The following is a 20,924-nucleotide window of genomic DNA, read 5'->3' as shown; positions in this document are numbered from 1 at the left end:
CTTTAATTTCAAGATTAGCTTTTAAATAGTCTGTTGTTTGCTAGCTTATTAAAGCTAAAAATTGTTTTTGATAGTGCGTAAATTAAAGTATAAGGTTGAATCTTGTTTGCACATGCTTGGATTGCAAATCCAATCCATCGGAATCTCGTGATGTTGAACTCGGATTGCAAATCTGAGTTATCGGTGATTCTTACTAACCTAGCAATTTATTGAAGCCTAAAGTTGAATCTATTTAGCGTGTGCTCGGATTGCAAATCCGAGTTAACTGCCGTATTGCTGTGAACGAGATTATTCTTAAACTTTTACTCGGATTGCAAATCCGATTTATCTGATTATAAAAAAGTCTTAATTCTTTTTTCCAACAGCGACTTGTACTGAGCTTTACCGAAGTAAGCGGTCTCTTATCTTTTCATTATTACTTCTTCAGCAATTTTGCCATATAAAAACCATCGTGTCCTGTTTCGCTAACTAATATTTTTTCTTCCTTAGCCAACTGAAATTGCGTTCCTTCTTCACTTTCAAGAAAGCGCTTCACTTGATCTTGATTTTCCAAGGGTAAGATGGAACAAGTGGCATACACTAAGGTTCCACCTGTTTTCAACATTTTACTGTAATCTTTTAATAAATCTTGCTGTTTGGTGGTGATTTCTTCAATAAAATCAGGTTTCAATTTCCACTTGGCATCAGGATTTCTGCGTAAAACACCAAGTCCTGTACAAGGTGCATCAATTAAAACCGCATCTGCTGAATCGTGCAGCTTTTTGATTACCTTGGTAGAATCAATCAATCGGGTTTCAATGTTGTGTGCGCCTGCTCGTTTGGCTCTTCGCTTTAATTCTCTTAATTTTTGTTGAAAAATGTCCAAGGCAATCAGCTGACCTTTGTTTTCCATGATGGAAGCCAAATGCAAGGTTTTTCCACCAGCGCCAGCACAAGCATCTACAACACGCATTCCTGCTTTGGGAGCCAAATATTTACTTACTTTTTGTGAAGATGCATCTTGCACTTCAAACCAGCCTTTTTCAAAACATTTCGTACTGAAAACATTTGCACGGTTAATGAGCTGTAGTGCATCAGGATGATTTTCTAAAAACAAGGTTTCAATTCCTTCTTTTTCCAATTCAATTTGCAGCTTGGCTTTGTTAGTTTGTAGCGTGTTTACACGTAAAATTACGGGTGCTTGTTCGTTAAGTGCAGCAATTTCTTTTTCCCAAACTTCAGTGCCAAGTTGTTCTTCTCCTAATTGATCTAGCCAATCGGGAATGGATTCTCTGTATTTTCTAATACTGCTTAACTCGTCAAATTTTCCTTTGATACGTCGGGTAGGTGTGTCTTCAAATTGTTTCCAATCTGGAATTTCAATTCCGCGTAAAGTAGCCCAAACGGTAAATAATCTGAATAAATTTGTTCGAGAATAATGTTGATTGATGTCTGCAATCTCGCTGTATAAACGCTTCCATCGCACAATGTCGTAGGTGGTTTCAGCTATAAAACTTCGGTCTCTGGAACCCCAACGCGCATCGCGTTTTAAAGTTTTGGAAATTTCTTTATCGGCATAAGCTCCTTCGTTAAAAATGGAGTCTAAGGTATCTATGACTGCAAATACCAAATTACGGTGTAAACGCATACTTTTGAATTAATTTGCAAAAATACGCAATTACTTTGTAGTAGCTTCTCCTGAACGGTATTGTTTGAGTAGTTTCTTATTGAAGTTGTATTCAGCATGCTTCAGAAGCATGATTTTTTTTGGAGAAATCACGCTTTCCAGCTCGTCTATAAAGCTTATTCGATTAGCTAAACGTTGATTTAAATATTTTTTGTAGCGAAGCAGTAGTTGTTCGGCTTCTTCGTCGCTATAGGTATCCACTTCTCGTAATCCTTTTTTAATGGCATCCCATTCGGTATCACCTAAATCTTTATAAATTTGGTTGTGCTTATTGTAAATAGGCCAAAACTTTTCTGCTTCTTTTGTAGTCAAGTTCAGTTCCTTCGTAAAATAAGCCACCTTTAAAGATTGAATTTTGTCATCACTCAATTCTTTTTGTTCGTTTTCGTTTCCCTTATCTTCTGCCGAATTTTCTTTATCATTTTGTTCTACTGTGTTTTTTTCAGCAGGCGCTTTAACTTGATCTGCTTTAGGATTGCAGCTCCAAAGCAAAAGGCTAATCAAAAATAAATTCAATAGTGTTTTCATTTTTTATTCATCTAATAAATCTAAATCGTCTAATTCATTATCGAAGTATTTTAAAATCACTTCTCGATTGAGTTCGTTGATATTGGTTTCAGCAACGTCAAATTCATTATCCGTATCCAATAAACTTCGCATTTCTGAATAGGGTAAAATGTTGTTCTCTATGTATAATTCTAAATCTTCTTTGCTAATGTTAGAAAAGGTATCTCCCTTTTCTGTTACTCGATGATTCAGGTTTAAAATTCCGTAGCCTGTTATTAAAATTAATAATATAGCTGCAACTTTAGCAATTCTATTATACCATAATTTAATTACTTTTCCTTTTCTGTGGTTAACAGTTTGATCTAAAACCGATTTTTCAAGGGTGCTAAAGTAAGCTTCAGGAACTTCAAAACCGGTGTTTTTTGGTAAGTGCTTTTGAGTAGTTTCTTTTGTTTTTGAAATTTTCTTCAACATACGGGTTTCAAAGATTTCAAAATAAGCTTTAGGGATTACAAACCCTGTGGATTTTTTTGCTATGTCGTTATTCAATTTCATATACTTATGACCTTTTTTTCCGTAAAAGGTTTAATACTTTTTCAAGTAACTTTCAATTTTTTTTACTGCATGATGGTAGTTTGATTTTAATGCTCCAACGCTGGTTTCTAATATTTCTGACATTTCTTTGTACTTCAATTCTTGAAAATATTTCATATTGAAAACCAACTGTTGTTTTTCGGGTAATTTGGCTATAGCTTTTTGCAGCTTCAACTGAATTTCATCTCCTTCAAAATAGACATCACTTTGCAAATTATCGAGAATATAATCTTGAATTTCTTCATTTGAAATTTGAAGCTTTTTGGCTTTTTTGTTCAAAAAAGTAATACTCTCGTTACTGGCAATTCTGTACATCCAAGAATACAACTTGCTTTCGCCTTTAAATTTATGAATATTTCGGTATACTTTTATGAATACATTCTGCAAAACATCGTCTGCATCTTCGTGAATTTTTACAAAGTTTCGGATATGCCAATACAACCGAACCTTGTATTCTTTTACAAGTAAACTGAAGGCTTCATCCTTTTTGTCTGGATTTTGAAGTAATTGAATTAATTCTTCTTCTTGCAATGCAGGTTGATTTTCTACAAAGCTAACCGATTATTGAAAAGGCTAGATGTTTTTGTTTTTTTTTAGAAAATAATGCTTTGTTTTTTTACTTTTTATCAGCTTCAGGAGGGTATTTTTTCAAAATTTCACTTACTATTTCTTTGATGCGTTCTTCCTTTCTTTCCATATCTAAACTTAAAACACCTGTTCCTAAACCTTGCCATACCAATTGGTTATTGTTTCTATCAATAAAATCTATAAATAAAGAGCCTTCAACGCTTCTATTAACTTGAGACATTGGCATTCCCCAACCGTAACCCCAGCCAGGACCCCAGCCCCAACCAAAATTATTTTGGTAAATGTTTATGTTTTCTTGCTCTTCAGTAAAAATGTTGATTAACACATCGGGGTTTTCAGACTTAACCATTCCAATTGCCGTTAATTCTTGATCTATGGCTTTTAGTATTCTACGTTTATCTAAATCTGAGATTTCAACTTTATCAATTCCCGGCTTGTAAAATGCAAAGGTTTTGTAATTTTCAAAATTAGCTTCTTTGTCATAATCTACTGCAACATTAATAGACGAACAGGAAGTAAAAGCAATTAATAATGCTAAAACAGGTAATAATTTAAATATTTTCATTTTGTTTAGTTTTCTAAAAGCGCATCGTCTACTAAATTTGGGAGTGTAACTTTTAAATTAGGTTCCATTTGCATAGCTCTTTTTATGGCAAAAATAGCTTCTTTGTTTCTTGCCCAAGATCGCCTTGCAATTCCGTTATTTACATCCCAGTGCAGCATAGCGTGCAACTTTTGATTTGCATTTTTACTACCATCAAGAAGCATACCAAACCCACCATTGATTACTTCTCCCCAACCAACTCCACCGCCATTGTGAATGCTAACCCAAGTAGCTCCGCGGAATGAATCGCCAATTACATTTTGTATGGCCATGTCTGCTGTAAATTTACTTCCATCGTAAATGTTGGATGTTTCTCTAAATGGCGAATCTGTTCCAGAAACATCGTGGTGATCTCTACCTAAAACCACAGGCCCAATTTCACCTTTTTCAATAGCTTTGTTGAAAGCGGCTGCAATTTTCATTCTACCTTCTGCATCGGCATATAAAATTCGAGCTTGCGATCCAACAACCAATTTATTTTCTTTCGCACCTTTAATCCATTTGATGTTATCCGCCATTTGCTGTTGAACTTCAGCTGGTGCTTCTGCTTTTAATTCTTCAAGAACCTTTGTGGCAATAGCATCGGTTTTAGCTAAATCTTCAGGTTTACCAGAAGCGCAAACCCAACGGAAGGGACCAAAACCATAATCGAAACACATTGGTCCCATGATGTCTTGTACATAGCTTTTGTAAGCAAAATCTGCATTGGGATTGGTGAGTTGTCCAGCATTGATTAAGTTGCCATTCTCATCTTTAAATACCTTTGCTCCAGCTCGGGAAGCTTCTAGTAAAAAGGCATTTCCGTAGTCAAAAAAGTAAGTGCCTTTTTGGGTGTGTTTGTTTACAGAATCTACATGTCTACGTAGGCTTTCTTGAACAACAGCTTTGAATTTTTCAGGTTCTGCCGACATCATTTTGTTAGATTCTTCGTAAGAATACCCAGCTGGATAATAACCACCAGCCCACGGATTGTGTAATGAAGTTTGGTCGCTTCCTAAATCGATATGAATGTTTTCTTCATCAAATTTCTCCCACACATCAATAACGTTTCCATCGTAAGCAATAGAAACCGCTTCTTTGTTGGCTTTGGCTTGTTTAACGCGTGCTGCCAATTCATCTAAATTAGCAATTACTACGTCTACCCAGCCTTGTTCATGTCTAGTTTTTGTAGCTTTTGGATTTACTTCTGCACAAACGGTAACACAACCTGCAATATTTCCAGCTTTGGGCTGAGCGCCACTCATACCGCCTAAACCAGCGGTAACAAACAAACCACCTTCGGGACTTTTATTGATTTTTCTGAATCCGTTTAAAACTGTAATGGTAGTGCCGTGAACAATTCCTTGTGGACCGATGTACATAAAACTTCCCGCTGTCATTTGTCCGAATTGAGAAACTCCCAGCGCATTAAATTTTTCCCAATCGTCAGGTTTAGAATAATTGGGAATCACCATTCCGTTAGTTACCACCACGCGTGGTGCGTTTTTATGCGAAGGAAACAGTCCCATAGGATGTCCAGAATACATGACCAAGGTTTGTTCGTCGGTCATTTCAGATAAATACTGCATGGTAAGTAAATATTGCGCCCAATTTTGAAAAACGCCACCATTTCCACCATAAGTAATCAATTCATGTGGATGTTGCGCAACAGCAGGATCTAAGTTATTTTGAATCATTAACATTAGCGCTTTGGCTTCTTGGCTTTTGCCTGGATACTCTTCAATTGGGCGAGCGTACATTTTGTAATCAGGCATTAAGCGATACATGTAAATTCTACCGTATCTATCCAATTCATCTTTAAATTCAGGAAGTAATTCGGCATGATGTTTTTTATCGAAATAGCGCAAAGCGTTTCGAAGTGCTAATTTTTCTTCATCAGCGCTTAGAATTTTTTTCCGAATAGGAGCGTGATTTACATTCGCATCATATGCTTTTTTCGGTGGTAACTTTGTTGGAATTCCTTGTTGTATTTCTACTTCAAAAGTTGTGGTGTTGTTCATTTATTCTGTTTTTTTATCAAATCCGTATGGGCAATGTCGGCATCCGCTTTTGCAGCAATAACCACGCTTTAAGTGGTATTGTTCAGTAAAACATCGGTAGCCTTCTGGAGTTAAATAATAGTCTCCATCTTCCAACGGAATGTGTTTTTTCTTAAAAGTCATTTCACAAAAATAAGGATTCTTCAATCTTATGTCATCATACTGGCTAAATTTTAGTAATTCTTCATTGAGTATTTTTTAAAATATTATTTTTTCAACCCTGCAAAGTTTCTGAAACCTTGCAGGGATTTTTAATATCATCAAGCATTTGTGTATTTTCGCTTGATGAAACGGATATTTCAACTCATTTTAGTATTCTTTATGTCAACAACCTTCGCTCAAGAAAAACACATACGCGCTTCCTTTTTTCATTTTATGGAAGACCCAAATATAGAATCCGAAGCCTATCAATTTATTGAACACGGAATCTTAACTGTTGAAAACGGAAAAGTAAAATCGCTAACTACTTTTGAAGCTTTTCAAACTTCACATCCTGATGCCACTTTCGAAGATTATTCAGGTAAATTAATTATGCCTGGTTTTGTAGATACGCACATTCATTATCCACAAACCGAAATGATTGCCGCTCATGGCGAAGAGCTTTTAGAATGGTTGAATACGTATACATTTCCAACTGAAATCAAATTTAAGGATAAAAACCATGCCAGTGAAGTAGCCGATTTCTTTTTGAAGCAACTCTTAAAAAATGGAACCACCACCGCATTGGTTTTTGGCACGGTGCATCCCCAGTCGGTTGATGCTTTTTTTGAAAAAGCAAAACAGTTCAACTTACGCATGATTTGCGGGAAAGTAATGATGGACCGCAATGCGCCAGATGAACTTTTAGATACAGCAAAGTCCAGTTATGAAGATTCTAAAAAACTCATTGAAAAATGGCATAAAAAAGAACGTTTGCTGTACGCAGTAACACCCCGTTTTGCCATTACTTCAAGCCCAGAACAACTTCAAGAAGCCGGCAGATTATTAAAGGAATTTCCTGATGTCTATTTGCATACGCATCTATCTGAAAATAAAGCAGAAGTAGAATTTACAAAAGCCTTATTTCCCGAAAGCAATGGCTATTTAGATGTTTATCAACAAGCCAACTTACTACAAAAACGCGCTGTTTTTGCGCATGCTATTCATTTAGAAGAAGACGAATGGGAGCAATTGAAGCAACACGATTGTAGTCTTGCTTTTTGTCCTACATCCAACTTATTTTTAGGTAGCGGATTATTCAATTTGCAAAAAGCAGAAGAATTAAATATTCGCGTAGGCGTAGGAACCGATGTGGGCGCTGGCACGAGTTTTAGTATTTTACAAACCTTAAATGAAGCCTATAAAGTAACTCAATTAAGAAAAGCCTATGCTAAAAATCCTTCAGATATAAAGCCACTATCTGCGTTGAAGTCGTTTTACTTAGCTACCTTGGGTGGTGCAAAAGCGCTTCATTTAGACCATGCAATTGGCAATTTTGAAACAGGTAAAGAAGCGGATTTTATAGTTATAGATTGGAAAGCTACCGATTTATTAAAGCTCAGAATAGAAAACAGTTTTACCTTAGAAGAAAAATTATTCGCCTTACAAATTTTAGGAGACGATCGAGTGATAGAAGAAACCTTTATTATGGGAAATCCTGTAAAATTATAAATCTTGAAAACGGCATCTTTTTTTTCTGAAATACACAAAAGTAGAAATCAGTTGGTTTGTAAAGATGAAGCTAATGGAATAGAACTGTGGTTGAAACGCGAAGATGAAATTCATCCCGTTATCTCCGGAAATAAATTCAGAAAATTAAAATACAGTCTTCTAAAAGCCCAAAAAGAAGGAAAAACCAAGCTGCTCACTTTTGGCGGTGCTTTTTCCAACCATATTGCAGCAACAGCTGAAGCGGCTCGTTTGTGTGGATTAGAGAGCATTGGCATTATTCGCGGAGACGAATTGGCTAAAAATTTCCCTGAAATTTTAAAAGAAAATGCAACTTTAGCATATGCGCATCAAAACGGAATGCAGTTTTATTTTGAAACACGAGAAAATTACCGAAAAAAAGATTCACCCGAACAGTTAGCGAATTACCAAACTATGTTTGGTGAAGTATATGTTATTCCTGAAGGTGGAACCAATGCTTTAGCCATACAAGGCTGTAAAGAAATTATTAATGAAGAAGATGCATCCTTCGATGTAATTTGTTGTTCTTCTGGAACAGGTGGAACGGTAGCTGGACTCATTGAAGCTTCAACTAAGCAGCAACAAGTTTTGGCTTTTTCGGCTTTAAAAGGAGATTTTTTAAATCAGGAAATCAGTAAATGGACAAAAAAGGAAAACTGGAAGTTGAATATCGACTTTCATTTTGGGGGTTATGCTAAAGTTTCCGCAGATTTAATTCGGTTTATCAATTCCTTTTATGCTTCCTATCAAATTCCTTTAGATCCCATTTATACGGGTAAAATGCTTTTTGGAGTGTTTCAACTCATAAAATCGGGTTTTTTTTCAGAAAATACTCGTATTTTAGCAATTCATACAGGTGGACTCCAAGGAGTTGAAAGTATGAATAAAAAATTAGCAAATTCGAATTCTCAACTTATCAAAATCAAGTGAAAATCAACTCAATATTTAAAGTCTTTAAAGCGTGTATAATCGCACTTCTTTTAGTTTCAATGATTATTTCATGTGGTACAAAGAAGAAAGTTTCTAGCCATAGAAATTCTTCAAAAACAACGCAGACTACTTCTAATGAAATTGAAAAAGTAGACCCAAAAACTAAAGACGAAAGTCAAGTAGAAAATCAAACAAAGCAAGAAAAAACACCTAAAACAACAGATGATAAACCCGCCTTTAGCAATCCAGTTGAAGCCTATATCTGGCAATATTCTGGAATTGCTCAAGAAGAAATGCGTTTGTATGGAATTCCAGCGAGCATAACTATTGCGCAGGGAATTTTAGAATCAGGCTCAGGTCAAGGCAATTTAACTACACGTTCTAACAATCATTTTGGTATAAAATGCAATGGATGGGAAGGCGAAAAAGTATATCATGATGATGACGAATTGCAAGAATGTTTCAGAAAATACAAAGATCCTAAATATTCGTTTAGAGACCATTCTTTGTTTTTGTACGAAAGACCGCGATATGCATTTTTGTTCGATTATAAAATAACCGATTACAAAGCTTGGGCAAAAGGACTTAGAAGAGCAGGTTATGCTACCGACAGAAAGTATCCGGATAAGTTAATTAGTTTAATCGAGCGTTTTCATTTACATGAATTAGACGCAGAAGTGGTAAACGGTACGCCGCCACCTAATTTTCCTAAGCCCAAAAACAAAGTAGACACCACAACTAGTGTATATTATGTAAAAGCAGGTGATACCTTATATAAAATTTCAACACAATTTAATTTGACCGTAGATGAGTTAAAACAACTCAATCAATTAGAAAGTGATAATTTAAACATCGGTCAAAAATTATATTTAAAACCCCTTAACAAGAAATGATTTACAAAAGAAGTAGTGCATTATTCAATGAAGCTAAAAAATATATTCCTGGTGGCGTAAACTCACCTGTTCGTGCTTTTAACTCGGTAGGCGGTGATCCTATTTTTGTGAAAAGAGCCAAAGGAGCCTATTTATACGATGAAGACGGAAACCGATTAATCGATTATATTTCATCTTGGGGACCTATGATTTTGGGTCATGCCCACCAACCTGTAATTGAAGCGGTAATCGAAAAAGCCAAAGACGGGACTTCTTTTGGAATTCCTACTGAGTTAGAAACCAAAATAGCAAAATTAGCTGTTGAAATGGTTCCCGGGATAGATAAAATTCGTTTTGTAAATAGCGGGACAGAAGCCTGTATGAGTGCAGTTCGCTTAGCCCGTGGTTACACAGGTAAAGATAAAATCATCAAATTTGCGGGATGTTATCACGGTCATTCCGATTCATTTTTAATCCAAGCGGGTAGTGGAGCGGTAACTTTTGGTGCACCCAACAGTCCGGGCGTAACCAAAGGAACAGCAAAAGATACTTTACTAGCTAATTACAATGATTTAGCTCAAGTTGAAAAAATTATAAAAGCCAACCAAAATGACATTGCCTGTATTATTGTAGAACCCGTTCCTGGAAACATGGGCTGTATCATTCCAAATAAAGGATTTTTAGAAGGTTTACGAAAATTATGCGATGAACATCAAATCTTATTAGTTTTTGACGAAGTGATGACCGGTTTTAGGCTAGCAAAAGGTGGAGTACAAGAACGTTTAGGCGTTTTGGCAGATATAGTGACTTTTGGGAAAGTTGTTGGTGGCGGTTTGCCTGTTGGTGCTTTTGCAGCTCGAAAAGAAATCATGTCGCATCTAGCACCAGAAGGACCAGTTTATCAAGCTGGAACTTTAAGTGGAAATCCTTTAGCCATGGCTGCGGGTTTTGCTATGTTAGATGAATTGAATAAACATCCAGAGATTTTTGAAGAACTCGAGAAAAAATGTGCTTATTTATATAAAGGTTTATCTGAAGTTTTAGAAAAACACGAAATTCCACATACCATTAACCGAATGGGCTCAATGTTATCAGTTCATTTTGAAAAAGAAGCTGTAGTTGATTTTGAAAGTGCTGCTAAAGCGAATAACGAAACCTTTAAAAAATACTTCCATGGCATGTTGAAGCGTGGAGTTTATTTACCACCAAGTGCTTTTGAAAGTTATTTTTTGAATAATGCTTTGAGTTATGAAGATATTGATTTTACGGTTTCAGCTTTAGAAGATTTAGCTCCCGAATTGAAATAATTGTTTTAATAGATTATAGATCAACCTAATTTTTAAAGATGAGAAAAAGTAATTGCATACATATCTTCATGTTGCTTTTTATTCTGCATAGTTTTGGACAAACTACAATACCAGATAATACAACTATAAGTGGAAATTGGACCCTTGAAAATTCGCCTTATATAATTGAAGGCAGAGCTATTGTCTTAAATGGAGAAACTTTAACCATAGAAGAAGGCGTAGAAATTAGATTTAATTCAAGTTCTGCTTCAGCTTCTCCATCTTGGTTTGACTATAATGCTGGAAACGTTGGTGTATTAAGAGTACAAGGTACAATTACAGCAAATGCTTCAGCTTCTAATCCTATATTATTTACGCGTAATGGTTCATCAGGATATTGGGGAAGTGTTCTTATTGATGAAAATGCAAATAACAATTCATCTTTTGAAAATTGTATAATAGAATACGCCAAAGAAACTAGAAATGTACCAGGAATTAATTCGGTTGTTTCTTTCAATGGTGCAATAAGTCTTTTTCAGACAGGTATTACTATTGAATCTAATGAGTTTAGAAATAATTATATCAACGGTTTACTTGTTCGCGATGTAACTACTTCATTTGAAATCCCTAACAATACATTTTTTGATAATGGAACTAATGGATTAGTAATTTTTGATTCTACGCTTAATGCGATCAATAACATATTTTATAACAATTCAATTATTTCTTCTGGGGCAGTATCTGCGATTCGTTCATCTAACTCAAATGTCTATTTGGTTGGAAATTTAATCTACAATAATGATAATTTTGGTGTGTATACCACTAGTGCTGGTAATCATTACATTATAAATAACACCATTGTAGGAAATTCCCAAGGAATAAGAGTTGAAAGTGGTGCCAATACCTATATTTTTAATTCCATTATTCAAAATAATAATTTGAACTTCGCAACCAGTAATCCTGTAGGTGCAATTATTGAAATGCAGAATAGTATTACTGATGATGCTACATTTCCTGATAATGTTAACGATTTAGTTGGAAATATTTTAGGTTCAAATGCTTTATTTTCAGATTTGAACTCTGATGATTTTTCTTTGCAAAACACTTCTCCTTGTATAGATTCAGGAATCCCTGATACTTCCGGCTTAAATATTCCAGATTTAGACATCGTTGGCAACCCCAGAATTGACAACAATATAATTGACATGGGTGCATTTGAATTTCAACAACCACTTAGTGTTAATGAAGTAAACTTACAACAAAGCCTTAGCATTTATCCTAACCCAGCAAGTAACAAGTTGAATATTATTTTAGATGATTTTGATTTTGCACGAATTTATACTCTAAATGGAAGGTTAATTAGCACGCATAAATCAAAAACCATCGATTTAACCGAATTTGAAAAAGGAATTTACCTTTTGAAGATTGTAACTGAAAATGGTAATACAATAGCTCAAAAAATTATTAAAAACTAAAATATAAACTTATCTAGCTCAGAATTGAAATTAAAAATTTCACTTAATCAATTACAGTTGCTTTGGGTTTGCCAGTATAAAATTTTTCGTAAAGTCGATCGTAAAAAATAATTTCCCGTTCTATTCTTTGGTTGTTGAAGCCAAAAATAAGAGCACTTTCGTTTTTACTGATGTCAAATATTAAGTTATCGTCGTTTCCCATAAAAATACGTTTGCCATTGTTCCATTGCAACCAAACTAATGGTGGCACACCCAAAGCTCCCCAAGTTTTATGTAAATAGAAACCACCTTGTTTGTGCTTTCCTTTAATTTGCTTGATGTAAGTTTTCCCTGCATGTTCATAGCTTATTTGCAGTGTTTTTTTGTCGATAAACTCCAATTGAATGAAATTTACTTGCTGAGGTATTTCCATCTCAAAAACTTCATCCAACGGAATTCCTTCAAAACTATATGCACTTTCATATGGATTAATTTCGTAATACCCATTCATTAAATGCAATTGGTCTTTGTATAATGGAACCGCTTGGCTTGGAGTAGGAAGTTTCCCGCAAGAAACTAAGCTAGAGATAATTAAAATGAAAAAAGTAAGAAGTTTTAAGAGTTTCATAAAATTTTAAAACTCAAATATAAACTATTTTGTGAATAAAGTGCCCAGAGCGGGACTTGAACCCGCACGCCCTAATGGACACATGGCCCTCAACCATGCCTGTCTACCAATTCCAGCACCTGGGCATATATTTCCCAGATAAACTGGGGATTTATAACTAAAAACCCCCAATTATTAACGGAGGTTTGTGATCTGGCTGGGGCTCGAACCCAGGACCCTCTCCTTAAAAGGGAGATGCTCTACCAACTGAGCTACCAGATCTTGTAAATAAAAAAAATTGAATAATCAACTTTAGAACATAAATTTGTGATCTGGCTGGGGCTTACTTCGGCTCAACCCAAAGGTTTCGCTCAGCATAGACTTCTCGCCCAACAAAATCAGAACATAAATTTGTGATCTGGCTGGGGCTCGAACCCAGGACCCTCTCCTTAAAAGGGAGATGCTCTACCAACTGAGCTACCAGATCATGAAAAAAGTATCCACTTTTTGCGGGTGCAAATATAGTATGTATTTTCGTATTATCAAGTAAAAAATGCTTTAAATTTGATGCTTTTTATAAGTTGTTTCATATTAAAAATTTAAGCTTTGAAAATTGTTCTATTAGGTTATATGTCGTCAGGAAAATCAAGTGTTGGTAAGGAGTTAGCCAAGCATCTTCAAATTCAATTTGTTGACTTAGATCATTACATTGAAACTAAATTACAGATGAACATTTCCGAAATATTTCAGCAGAAAGGAGAAATCTTTTTTCGAAAAATAGAAAATGAATGCTTAAAAGAAGTTTTAGATAATTCAGAACATGAAAATCTTGTTCTCGCTCTTGGTGGAGGAACTCCATGTTATTACAATAATATGGAATTGATTAATCAACAAGAGAATACAACATCATTTTACTTGAAACAAAATATACAAACTCTTTTAGAAAGATTATGGGAAGAGAAAGAAAGCCGACCGCTTATTTCGCATTATCAAGATTTATTTGGTTTAGAAGAATTCATTAGAAAACATCTATTTGAACGTCAGTTTTTTTATTTACAAGCAAAACATATTGTAGAGGTTTCAAATCTAAATATGACACAAATTATAGAAACTATTAATCTTAAAATGAATAACAAATGAAAAGAATTATTTTATGTATGTGTATAATTTTTGCCAGTTCTTGTGCAGAATTACAACAGATTGCTGATGAAGCAATGCAAGATCAAACCCTTACTAATGCTGATATTTCTTCTGGACTAAAGCAAGCTTTGCGTCAAGGAGTTCAAGACCGTGTGAGTGATTTGGCCAATGAAAATGGCTTTTTGAATAATGATTTGGTAAAAATCACTCTTCCCGACGAACTTAAAAGATTAGATAATACATTACGAAATGTTGGGTTGGGAAATTTAGCAGACGAAGGAATTAAAATGCTGAATCGTGCAGCTGAGGATGCAGTTTCAGAAGCAACTCCCATATTTTTAAATGCCATTCGAGATTTAAGCATTACCGATGCAAGAGATATTTTATTGGGTAAGGATGTGGCTGCAACAAATTATCTAAAAACACAAACGCAAAATGAATTGTACCAACGCTTTCAACCTATAATTGAAAATAGCTTTGCTAAAGTAGGAGCAGACCAAGTTTGGACTAATATGATTAACCGCTATAATCAAATTCCATTAACACAAAATGTAAATCCAGATTTAACCGATTATGTTACACAAGAAGCACTAAAAGGTGTTTTTGTAATGCTAGAAATTGAAGAAAAACAAATAAGAGAAAGCATCGGCATGCGAAAAACAGATCTCATGCGAAAAGTATTTGCTTTACAAGACAGAAATTAAGCAATCGATTTGATAAATTGAATGCTCAAATTATTAAAGTCGTTTGGGCGTTCTACATTTACCACGTGTCCACAATTTTGGATAATTTGTAAAGTCGCTTTGGTATGATCTTCTACAATTTTTTTAATAGAAGGCAAAAACAAATGATCTTGTTCCCCCATAACATACAACGAAGGAATATTTATATCTTTTTGTCTAAAAAGCTTCAATAAGGGTTTGATTTCTGAAGTTAACTTAAACCATTTTATAAATTCTTTCTGGTAGAGTTTTTTAGCTTCATTTACAAATAACAAGCGTGACTTTTTATGGTTTTTGCGCGGCATAATGATGAAGGCAAATAACTTATACAGTAACATATACGGTATAACCGATTTAAAAATATTACCTACACGCATTAAAAAACGGGAACGGATATTCATTTTCATGATGGCGCCGCCCATGACCATACTTTCTACCCGTTCAGGATATTTTTCAGCTAAATTTCGAATTAAAATAGTACCTAACGAAATGCCTACAAAATGAGATTTCTCAATCTTTTCTACATTCAAAACTTCTAAAATATCATTCGTGATAATATCAAAAGTATAATCTTCTTTAAAGCTATCCGCTAATTTGGGCTTGGAGTTTCCGTGTCCTCGAAGGTCTAATAGCAATACATTAAATTCCTTTTTATAAGCACGAATTTGCTTAAACCAAATACTCGAACTCCCGCCAGCACCGTGGACAAAAGTTACCCATGTTTGGGAAGATGAATGAATGTAAGTTTGGTAACTAAGCAATTTTAATTTTTTACAATATTCAAACAATTTTTCTGAATCGCATCTCTTTTTAACCAATTATTTGTAATCAAATGTATTTTAATAAGTTGAATGTTAGTAGATTAATTTTACATAAAACAGATGCATTTAACTGATTTTCATCATAGTTTGAATTTCATTTGAAAGTTATTTTTGTACAAAACTAAAATATTTTGCAATGAAATTAAATTGGGGTGCTTCTATTGTTTTGGCCATAGGTTGTTTTATTGGCTTTATTATGTTTTTTGTGGTACAGATGCTATCTTCTAGCAATAATCAGGATTTGGTTACTGAAAATTATTACCATAAAGAATTATTGGTACAAGATGAAATTGATAAAGTAAACAATAGTGCCGATTTGGTCGGTGATTTTCATCTTGAAAAAACAAAAGAAGGTTTGTTAATTCACTTTCCAACTTCTATTGAAGCCGATAAAGTTGAAGGAGAAGTTTTGATGTACAGACCATCAGATAAACAAAAAGATTTTCGTTTCCCAATTCAGTTGAAAAATCATCAGTTGTTAATTCCTGCTCAATTTTTGGAACAAGGTAGGTGGAACGTGATGGTAGATTTTAAAATTGATGAAAAAGCCTTTGCTTATAAAAAAGAAATGACTTGGTGATGTTGTGGTCTGCTTTTATATTGGGTTTGCTAGGAAGTCTGCATTGCGTTGGCATGTGTGGACCAATTGCATTTATGCTACCCGTTGGTAAGAGCAATTCTCTACAAAAATTTACTCAAGTTAGCTTATACCATATTGGTAGATTAATGGCTTATGCTTCAATCGGTTTAGTATTTGGAATAATTGGTCACAGTTTTGCTACTTTTGGTGTGCAGCAGCAACTTTCAATTGGCATTGGTATAGTTATGATTTTGTTGGTGGTTTTACCACAAAAACAATTACAGCGTTTCAAAATTACACAACCCATTTACCGCTTCATTGGTAAAGTAAAAACCGAATTGGGTCTAGCTTTCAAAAAAGATTCTTATTTCAATTTTTTTCAGCTTGGATTTTTAAACGGACTTTTGCCTTGTGGCTTAGTCTATATGGCGGTATTTGCTTCGGTTGCCACAGCCAATTTAACCAATAGCATGTTTTATATGTTGCTTTTTGGACTCGGAACGGTACCAATGATGACGGGCGTAATTTACTTTAAAGGTTTTATTCAAAAAGCTACCCAATTCAATTTTAGAAAAGTAATTCCGTATGCGGTGGTCATTATAGGAATTCTCTTCATTTTACGTGGCATGGGTTTAGGAATTCCGTATGTTTCTCCAAAACCTGCTGTTGAAGAAGTTTCTTCTTCAATGGAATGTCATTAAATTTTTCTGAAATTCTTCTCGTTTATCATTTTACATCTTTTTAGATGACTTATTTTTGTTGAAACTTTTTCTGTATGTACAAAACACTTTTACGCCCCTTACTTTTTAAATTTGATCCAGAAAAAGTACATCATTTCAGTTTTTCTAGTTTACAAAAAGCTTCAAGATTACCTGGCTACAAAAGTTTTGCAAAAGCTAATTTTCAATTAGAAAATCTTAAATTAGAACGAGAAGTTTTTGGGTTGAAATTTAAAAATCCAGTTGGTTTAGCAGCGGGTTTCGACAAAGATGCAAAACTCTATAAAGAACTTTCTCAATTGGGTTTTGGTTTTATTGAAATTGGCACACTTACCCCAAAACCACAAGAAGGAAACCCAAAAAAGAGACTTTTTCGCTTAAAAGAAGACCAAGCCATTATTAACCGAATGGGTTTCAATAACCAAGGTGTTGATGAAGCTGTAAAGCGTTTGCAATCTAATCCGGGTGTATTAATTGGCGGAAATATTGGTAAAAATAAAATCACCCCCAACGAAAATGCTTTTGATGATTACCGAATTTGTTTTGAAAAGTTGTTTCCAGTGGTCGACTATTTTGTAGTGAATGTAAGTTCTCCTAACACTCCAAATTTACGAGACTTACAAGAGAAAGAACCCTTGACCCATCTGCTTTTAAAATTACAAGAACTCAATTCCAGCAAACCCAAACCCAAACCCAAACCCATTTTGTTGAAAATTGCCCCCGATTTAACCAATTCGCAATTAGATGATATTATTGAAATTGTAGAACAAACTAAAATCGCTGGAGTAATTGCCACCAATACTACAATTGATAGGCAAGGATTACAATCTGAACACAAAGAAGAAATGGGCGGCTTAAGTGGAAAACCCTTAACAAAAAGAGCAACCCAAGTTATTGCGTATTTGCACCAAAAAGGAAAAGCCAAGTTTCCTATTATTGGTGTAGGTGGAATTTTTACTCCAGAAGATGCTATCGAAAAATTGAAAGCTGGCGCAAGTTTAATTCAGTTGTATACTGGTTTCGTGTACGAAGGTCCAAGCTTGATCAAAAAAATAAACCAGGCTATTCTTAAAGAAATGGATTAATGCCAGCTGAAATCATTTCATTTTTAATTGCGTCTATTGCGTTAACCATTTCACCTGGACCTGACATTATTTATGTGTTGGTACAAAGTATGTCGACAAACAAAAAAGATGGTATTGCTGTTAGTTTAGGTTTGGTAAGCGGAATTATTATTCATACAAGTTTGGTTGCTTTTGGCGTTTCGGCTATTATTAAAGCTTCAGAAAATCTTTTTTTCATCATAAAAGTTGCAGGTGCAGCCTATTTACTTTTCTTAGCTTATAAAGTGTGGAAGTCTAATGAAAACTTGGACTTCTCAGGAAAATCGAATGTAAGTGGGTTCAAGAAAATGTTTTCACGCGGATTTTTAATGAATGTGCTCAATCCCAAAGTAACTATTTTCTTTTTAGCTTTCTTTCCAAGTTTCATTTGGAGTCCAGATGAAAACCTGATTTATCAATTTTATATATTGGGCTTTTTATTTATGCTACAAGCCATCTTGATTTTTGGGATTGTTGCTTTTCTAGCTGAAAAAATAACTCGTTTCTTAAACAAAAATAAGCAGACGCAATTGTTCTTTAAATATTTACAGATAATTGTTTTTCTAGGAATTGCGATTTTGATTTTTGTGTAACTTTAATAAATACAAAGACAGGAAGTGCGCAAGCTTAATTAATTTGAGTTCAAAACATTAACCTTCTTTTAATTTGCTACATTATTTGCATGTATCTTTTTACTGAACAAAGAAAAAAAGAAAGATTTCAATATCACCATTTTATTCTTTTTAACAATTAATTTTTACTTTGCTAATCTGAAGGCCGGCAAAGGCAGGCTAAACTTTTACTTTTATAAAATTACACTCCCGAAGCTTCGGGATCGTTTCAACAATATATTCGCCATTTTTGTTATGTGCTGTTACCTTGCGTATTTTTCGGCTTTGTTATATTTTTCGTTTTCGTAAATCTCGTGAGGAATGATGAACAGTCAAAATATCAACTCGGTTTTCATTCACAACTCGGTATATTATTCGATAGTTTCCTTCAAAAATTTCTCTAATGTTTTCATCTTGAATTTCAGTAACCATACGACCAGAGTAACTCTGAGATTTCAATATATCAGTTCGACTTCGGATTTTTAAAAATTGTCGTTTCGCATAAAGTTTAGAGTCTTTAGAAATATAATCAGCAATATCTTTTAAGTCATTTTTTGCTTGAAAAGTCCAGTTTATTCGAACCATTTATCAATCTCTTTGTCAAATTCACTTTCGCTTAAGACTTCACCATTTTCAGATTGGATTTTTCCGTTCTCAATTTTTTCCACTAAAATTAGTCTTTCAATTAAATCGTCAATCGAAAATTGTTCTGGAAAACTATCAATTTGTTCTTTCAATTTCGCTTTTGTTATCATAGTGAAATTTTTTTCTAAAGATACGAAAGATTTTATTTCAACGGAAATTTCGTTTTATATGCGAAGGTAACTTTCTCTCAACAGTATTGAGAGTTTTGAAAAACCCCTATACTTTTCGTGTATTTCATTTTTTTCAAATATTCTTGTCGGAAAAACCTTTTATTTTAGGCTCATTTTGTAGAATATATTTTGCTAATTCAGGTACAATCGAGTCTCCCCATTCAGATTGTTCATTTTTTTTACTGATATATTCTCCAACATTCCAATTGAGTTAAATCAATTCAGTGTAAACTAATTTTATAGCATTTGCTCTAGATTTTTTAATTTATACAACAATATTGTTCAGTCAGACAGGTTCGAGTCTTAGTAAATTTTGTAATTTCATTTAATAGGAAGTGATAATTAAAACAAATTTTTTCATTTAAACTATGCATCAGCTTCTTCCCTTCCATTAAGGGAAGGGTAAGGGATGGGTGCAAACTAAAACATAAAAACACCCTTTGCCTTTCGGCATTTCCCTTTAGGGAAAAATTTTAATCAATCTTATTCACTAAAGATAAAACCAGTAAAGCTTTTTGAAAGCGAATTTCAAATATTACTGCTAACTTGATTTTATCTTTTCTATTGTCTGTACAAAGCCTAATCAAATCATAGAAAGATTTGGAGTGACAGTCGTCAATTTTATATAATTTAAAATTATCCGCTTTCTTTTGCGAAAATGATAAAATTGTATATTTGAAGCATGGAGAAAGTAAAAATAATTGAATGTCCTAGAGATGCTATGCAAGGCATCAAAACCTTTATACCAACAGATGAAAAGCTGAAATACATCCAAGCTTTGTTGAATTGTGGTTTTGAAACTTTAGATTTTGGCAGTTTTGTTTCTCCTAAAGCCATTCCGCAGATGCAAGATACTGCTCGTGTTTTAGATCAATTGGATTTATCAAGAACACAAACTAAACTATTAGCTATTGTAGCTAATTTACGCGGGGCAGAAGATGCCTGCCAGTTTACTGAAATTGATTATTTGGGTTATCCATTTTCTATTTCAGAAAATTTCCAGATGCGAAACACGCATAAAACCATAGCGGAATCTATTGAAGTTTTGTCCGATATTTTAAATATAGCTAACAAACACAATAAAAAAGTAGTGGCTTACCTTTCCATGGGGTTTGGAAATCCGTATGGAGATCCTTGGAATGTAGAGATTGTTTCAGAATGGACAGAAAAATTAGCCAACATGGGCGTAGAAATTTTGTCTTTGTCTGATACCGTAGGAACTTCAGATTCAGAAACCATTTCCTATTTATTTGAAAATTTAATTCCAGCTTATCCAAAAATTGAGTTCGGTGCACATTTACACACCACGCCAGATAAATGGCACGAAAAAGTGCATGCTGCTTACCAAAGCGGTTGCCGTAGATTCGATGGAGCTATTCAAGGTTTTGGTGGTTGCCCAATGGCAAAAGATAAATTAACAGGAAACATGCCAACGGAAAGATTGATTTCTTATTTTAATGAACACAAAGCAGAAGCCCAAGTAAAAATGGGAAGTTTCGAAGCTGCTTACAATCAGGCAAGCAGATTGTTTTCTAAATATGCATAGCATTAAACATTGAAAAATATGATTTTAAGCAGTTTATAGGATGAAAAAATTA

At 34.2% G+C, this 20,924-nt stretch carries 23 protein-coding genes, 3 tRNA genes and 1 pseudogene; 12 read left to right on the top strand and 15 right to left on the bottom strand.

Annotated features, from left to right (window positions below):
- Window positions 1-415 precede the first annotated feature (415 nt).
- The 7 genes from IEV72_RS11935 to IEV72_RS11905 form a co-directional block, all read right to left on the bottom strand.
- Window positions 416-1,627, bottom strand: coding sequence for an RsmB/NOP family class I SAM-dependent RNA methyltransferase (locus IEV72_RS11935; RefSeq protein WP_188459344.1), 1,212 nt, complete (start codon window positions 1,625-1,627; stop codon window positions 416-418).
- 30 nt (window positions 1,628-1,657) lie between these two features.
- Window positions 1,658-2,194: a hypothetical protein gene (locus tag IEV72_RS11930; RefSeq protein ID WP_188459343.1), complete on the bottom strand. Its 537-nt coding sequence runs from the start codon at window positions 2,192-2,194 to the stop codon at window positions 1,658-1,660.
- 3 nt (window positions 2,195-2,197) lie between these two features.
- The gene (locus tag IEV72_RS11925) at window positions 2,198-2,728 is read right to left on the bottom strand and encodes a hypothetical protein (protein ID WP_188459342.1); all 531 of its coding nucleotides are present in this window, start codon (window positions 2,726-2,728) and stop codon (window positions 2,198-2,200) included.
- 30 nt (window positions 2,729-2,758) lie between these two features.
- The gene (locus IEV72_RS11920; RefSeq protein ID WP_188459341.1) at window positions 2,759-3,298 is read right to left on the bottom strand and encodes an RNA polymerase sigma factor; all 540 of its coding nucleotides are present in this window, start codon (window positions 3,296-3,298) and stop codon (window positions 2,759-2,761) included.
- Between the two features lie 85 nt (window positions 3,299-3,383).
- Window positions 3,384-3,920, bottom strand: a complete 537-nt coding sequence (locus tag IEV72_RS11915) for a DUF4136 domain-containing protein (protein WP_188459340.1) — start codon at window positions 3,918-3,920, stop codon at window positions 3,384-3,386.
- Window positions 3,921-3,925: 5 nt separating this feature from the next.
- A complete protein-coding gene (gene hutU, locus IEV72_RS11910) occupies window positions 3,926-5,959 on the bottom strand; it encodes a urocanate hydratase (RefSeq protein ID WP_188459339.1) in 2,034 nt (677 codons plus the stop codon).
- Window positions 5,960-6,121: a C1orf53 family protein gene (locus IEV72_RS11905; RefSeq protein WP_188405391.1), complete on the bottom strand. Its 162-nt coding sequence runs from the start codon at window positions 6,119-6,121 to the stop codon at window positions 5,960-5,962.
- A gap of 198 nt (window positions 6,122-6,319) precedes the next feature.
- Between IEV72_RS11905 and guaD the strand changes: the two genes are divergently transcribed.
- From guaD to IEV72_RS11880, 5 genes are read left to right on the top strand one after another with little or no spacing between them, the layout of a single operon-like run.
- Entirely contained in the window at window positions 6,320-7,648 is a 1,329-nt protein-coding gene (gene guaD, locus IEV72_RS11900; RefSeq protein ID WP_188459338.1) for a guanine deaminase, read from the top strand.
- 3 nt (window positions 7,649-7,651) lie between these two features.
- Window positions 7,652-8,596, top strand: a complete 945-nt coding sequence (locus IEV72_RS11895; protein WP_188459337.1) for a 1-aminocyclopropane-1-carboxylate deaminase/D-cysteine desulfhydrase — start codon at window positions 7,652-7,654, stop codon at window positions 8,594-8,596.
- Between the two features lie 59 nt (window positions 8,597-8,655).
- Complete coding sequence (locus IEV72_RS11890) at window positions 8,656-9,489, top strand: glucosaminidase domain-containing protein (protein ID WP_188459336.1); 834 nt, start codon at window positions 8,656-8,658, stop codon at window positions 9,487-9,489.
- Window positions 9,486-10,775 carry a glutamate-1-semialdehyde 2,1-aminomutase gene (gene hemL / locus IEV72_RS11885; protein ID WP_188459335.1) on the top strand — a complete coding sequence of 430 codons (1,290 nt, stop codon included), beginning with the start codon at window positions 9,486-9,488 and terminating at the stop codon, window positions 10,773-10,775. Before IEV72_RS11890 ends, hemL begins: the two co-directional genes overlap by 4 nt.
- A 38-nt stretch (window positions 10,776-10,813) precedes the next feature.
- Window positions 10,814-12,229 (top strand): T9SS type A sorting domain-containing protein, encoded by a 1,416-nt coding sequence (locus IEV72_RS11880; protein WP_188459334.1) that lies wholly within the window; start codon window positions 10,814-10,816, stop codon window positions 12,227-12,229.
- Window positions 12,230-12,272: 43 nt separating this feature from the next.
- Here the strand turns inward: IEV72_RS11880 and IEV72_RS11875 are convergent, their stop codons facing one another.
- The 4 genes from IEV72_RS11875 to IEV72_RS11860 all read right to left on the bottom strand — a co-directional run bounded on the left by IEV72_RS11875 (window position 12,273) and on the right by IEV72_RS11860 (window position 13,302).
- Complete coding sequence (locus IEV72_RS11875; protein WP_188459333.1) at window positions 12,273-12,836, bottom strand: hypothetical protein; 564 nt, start codon at window positions 12,834-12,836, stop codon at window positions 12,273-12,275.
- Window positions 12,837-12,877: 41 nt separating this feature from the next.
- Window positions 12,878-12,961: transfer RNA gene (locus tag IEV72_RS11870), tRNA-Leu, on the bottom strand.
- 63 nt (window positions 12,962-13,024) lie between these two features.
- Window positions 13,025-13,097, bottom strand: a tRNA-Lys gene (locus tag IEV72_RS11865).
- 132 nt (window positions 13,098-13,229) lie between these two features.
- Window positions 13,230-13,302, bottom strand: a tRNA-Lys gene (locus IEV72_RS11860).
- A 119-nt stretch (window positions 13,303-13,421) separates the two neighbouring features.
- On the opposite strand from IEV72_RS11860, the gene IEV72_RS11855 reads away from it, so the two are divergent.
- Window positions 13,422-13,955 carry a shikimate kinase gene (locus IEV72_RS11855; RefSeq protein ID WP_188459332.1) on the top strand — a complete coding sequence of 178 codons (534 nt, stop codon included), beginning with the start codon at window positions 13,422-13,424 and terminating at the stop codon, window positions 13,953-13,955.
- On the top strand, window positions 13,952-14,659 hold the full coding sequence (locus tag IEV72_RS11850; RefSeq protein ID WP_188459331.1) for a DUF4197 domain-containing protein: 708 nt from the start codon (window positions 13,952-13,954) through the stop codon (window positions 14,657-14,659). The genes IEV72_RS11855 and IEV72_RS11850 overlap by 4 nt, the downstream gene beginning before the upstream one ends.
- Here the strand turns inward: IEV72_RS11850 and IEV72_RS11845 are convergent.
- Window positions 14,656-15,438 (bottom strand): alpha/beta fold hydrolase, encoded by a 783-nt coding sequence (locus IEV72_RS11845; RefSeq protein WP_188459330.1) that lies wholly within the window; start codon window positions 15,436-15,438, stop codon window positions 14,656-14,658. The genes IEV72_RS11850 and IEV72_RS11845 overlap by 4 nt on opposite strands.
- A 196-nt stretch (window positions 15,439-15,634) precedes the next feature.
- Here IEV72_RS11845 and IEV72_RS11840 point away from each other — a divergent pair, with 196 nt between their 5' ends.
- The 4 genes from IEV72_RS11840 (at window position 15,635) to IEV72_RS11825 (ending at window position 18,493) form a co-directional block, all read left to right on the top strand.
- Window positions 15,635-16,078: a FixH family protein gene (locus tag IEV72_RS11840; RefSeq protein ID WP_188459329.1), complete on the top strand. Its 444-nt coding sequence runs from the start codon at window positions 15,635-15,637 to the stop codon at window positions 16,076-16,078.
- On the top strand, window positions 16,078-16,779 hold the full coding sequence (locus IEV72_RS11835; RefSeq protein WP_188459328.1) for a sulfite exporter TauE/SafE family protein: 702 nt from the start codon (window positions 16,078-16,080) through the stop codon (window positions 16,777-16,779). Before IEV72_RS11840 ends, IEV72_RS11835 begins: the two co-directional genes overlap by 1 nt.
- A 74-nt stretch (window positions 16,780-16,853) precedes the next feature.
- The gene (locus tag IEV72_RS11830) at window positions 16,854-17,882 is read left to right on the top strand and encodes a quinone-dependent dihydroorotate dehydrogenase (protein ID WP_188459327.1); all 1,029 of its coding nucleotides are present in this window, start codon (window positions 16,854-16,856) and stop codon (window positions 17,880-17,882) included.
- Entirely contained in the window at window positions 17,882-18,493 is a 612-nt protein-coding gene (locus tag IEV72_RS11825) for a LysE family translocator (RefSeq protein WP_188459326.1), read from the top strand. The genes IEV72_RS11830 and IEV72_RS11825 overlap by 1 nt, the downstream gene beginning before the upstream one ends.
- A 306-nt stretch (window positions 18,494-18,799) precedes the next feature.
- On the opposite strand, the gene IEV72_RS11820 is transcribed toward IEV72_RS11825, so the two are convergent.
- The 3 genes and pseudogenes from IEV72_RS11820 to IEV72_RS13765 form a co-directional block, all read right to left on the bottom strand.
- Complete coding sequence (locus IEV72_RS11820) at window positions 18,800-19,096, bottom strand: type II toxin-antitoxin system RelE/ParE family toxin (RefSeq protein ID WP_188459325.1); 297 nt, start codon at window positions 19,094-19,096, stop codon at window positions 18,800-18,802.
- Window positions 19,084-19,266, bottom strand: coding sequence for a hypothetical protein (locus tag IEV72_RS11815; protein ID WP_188459324.1), 183 nt, complete (start codon window positions 19,264-19,266; stop codon window positions 19,084-19,086). The genes IEV72_RS11820 and IEV72_RS11815 overlap by 13 nt, the downstream gene beginning before the upstream one ends.
- A gap of 133 nt (window positions 19,267-19,399) precedes the next feature.
- Window positions 19,400-19,525, bottom strand: a pseudogene (locus tag IEV72_RS13765) (PDDEXK nuclease domain-containing protein); the annotation flags it as partial.
- Window positions 19,526-20,008: 483 nt separating this feature from the next.
- Here IEV72_RS13765 and IEV72_RS11805 point away from each other — a divergent pair.
- Entirely contained in the window at window positions 20,009-20,872 is an 864-nt protein-coding gene (locus tag IEV72_RS11805) for a hydroxymethylglutaryl-CoA lyase (RefSeq protein WP_188459323.1), read from the top strand.
- Window positions 20,873-20,924: the final 52 nt, after the last annotated feature.

Origin of the sequence: Psychroflexus planctonicus, assembly GCF_014640195.1 — a bacterium.
GTDB lineage: Bacteria > Bacteroidota > Bacteroidia > Flavobacteriales > Flavobacteriaceae > Psychroflexus > Psychroflexus planctonicus.
The sequence above is the reverse complement of the archived record's forward strand: the minus strand, read 5'-3'. Positions and strand labels throughout refer to the sequence as shown.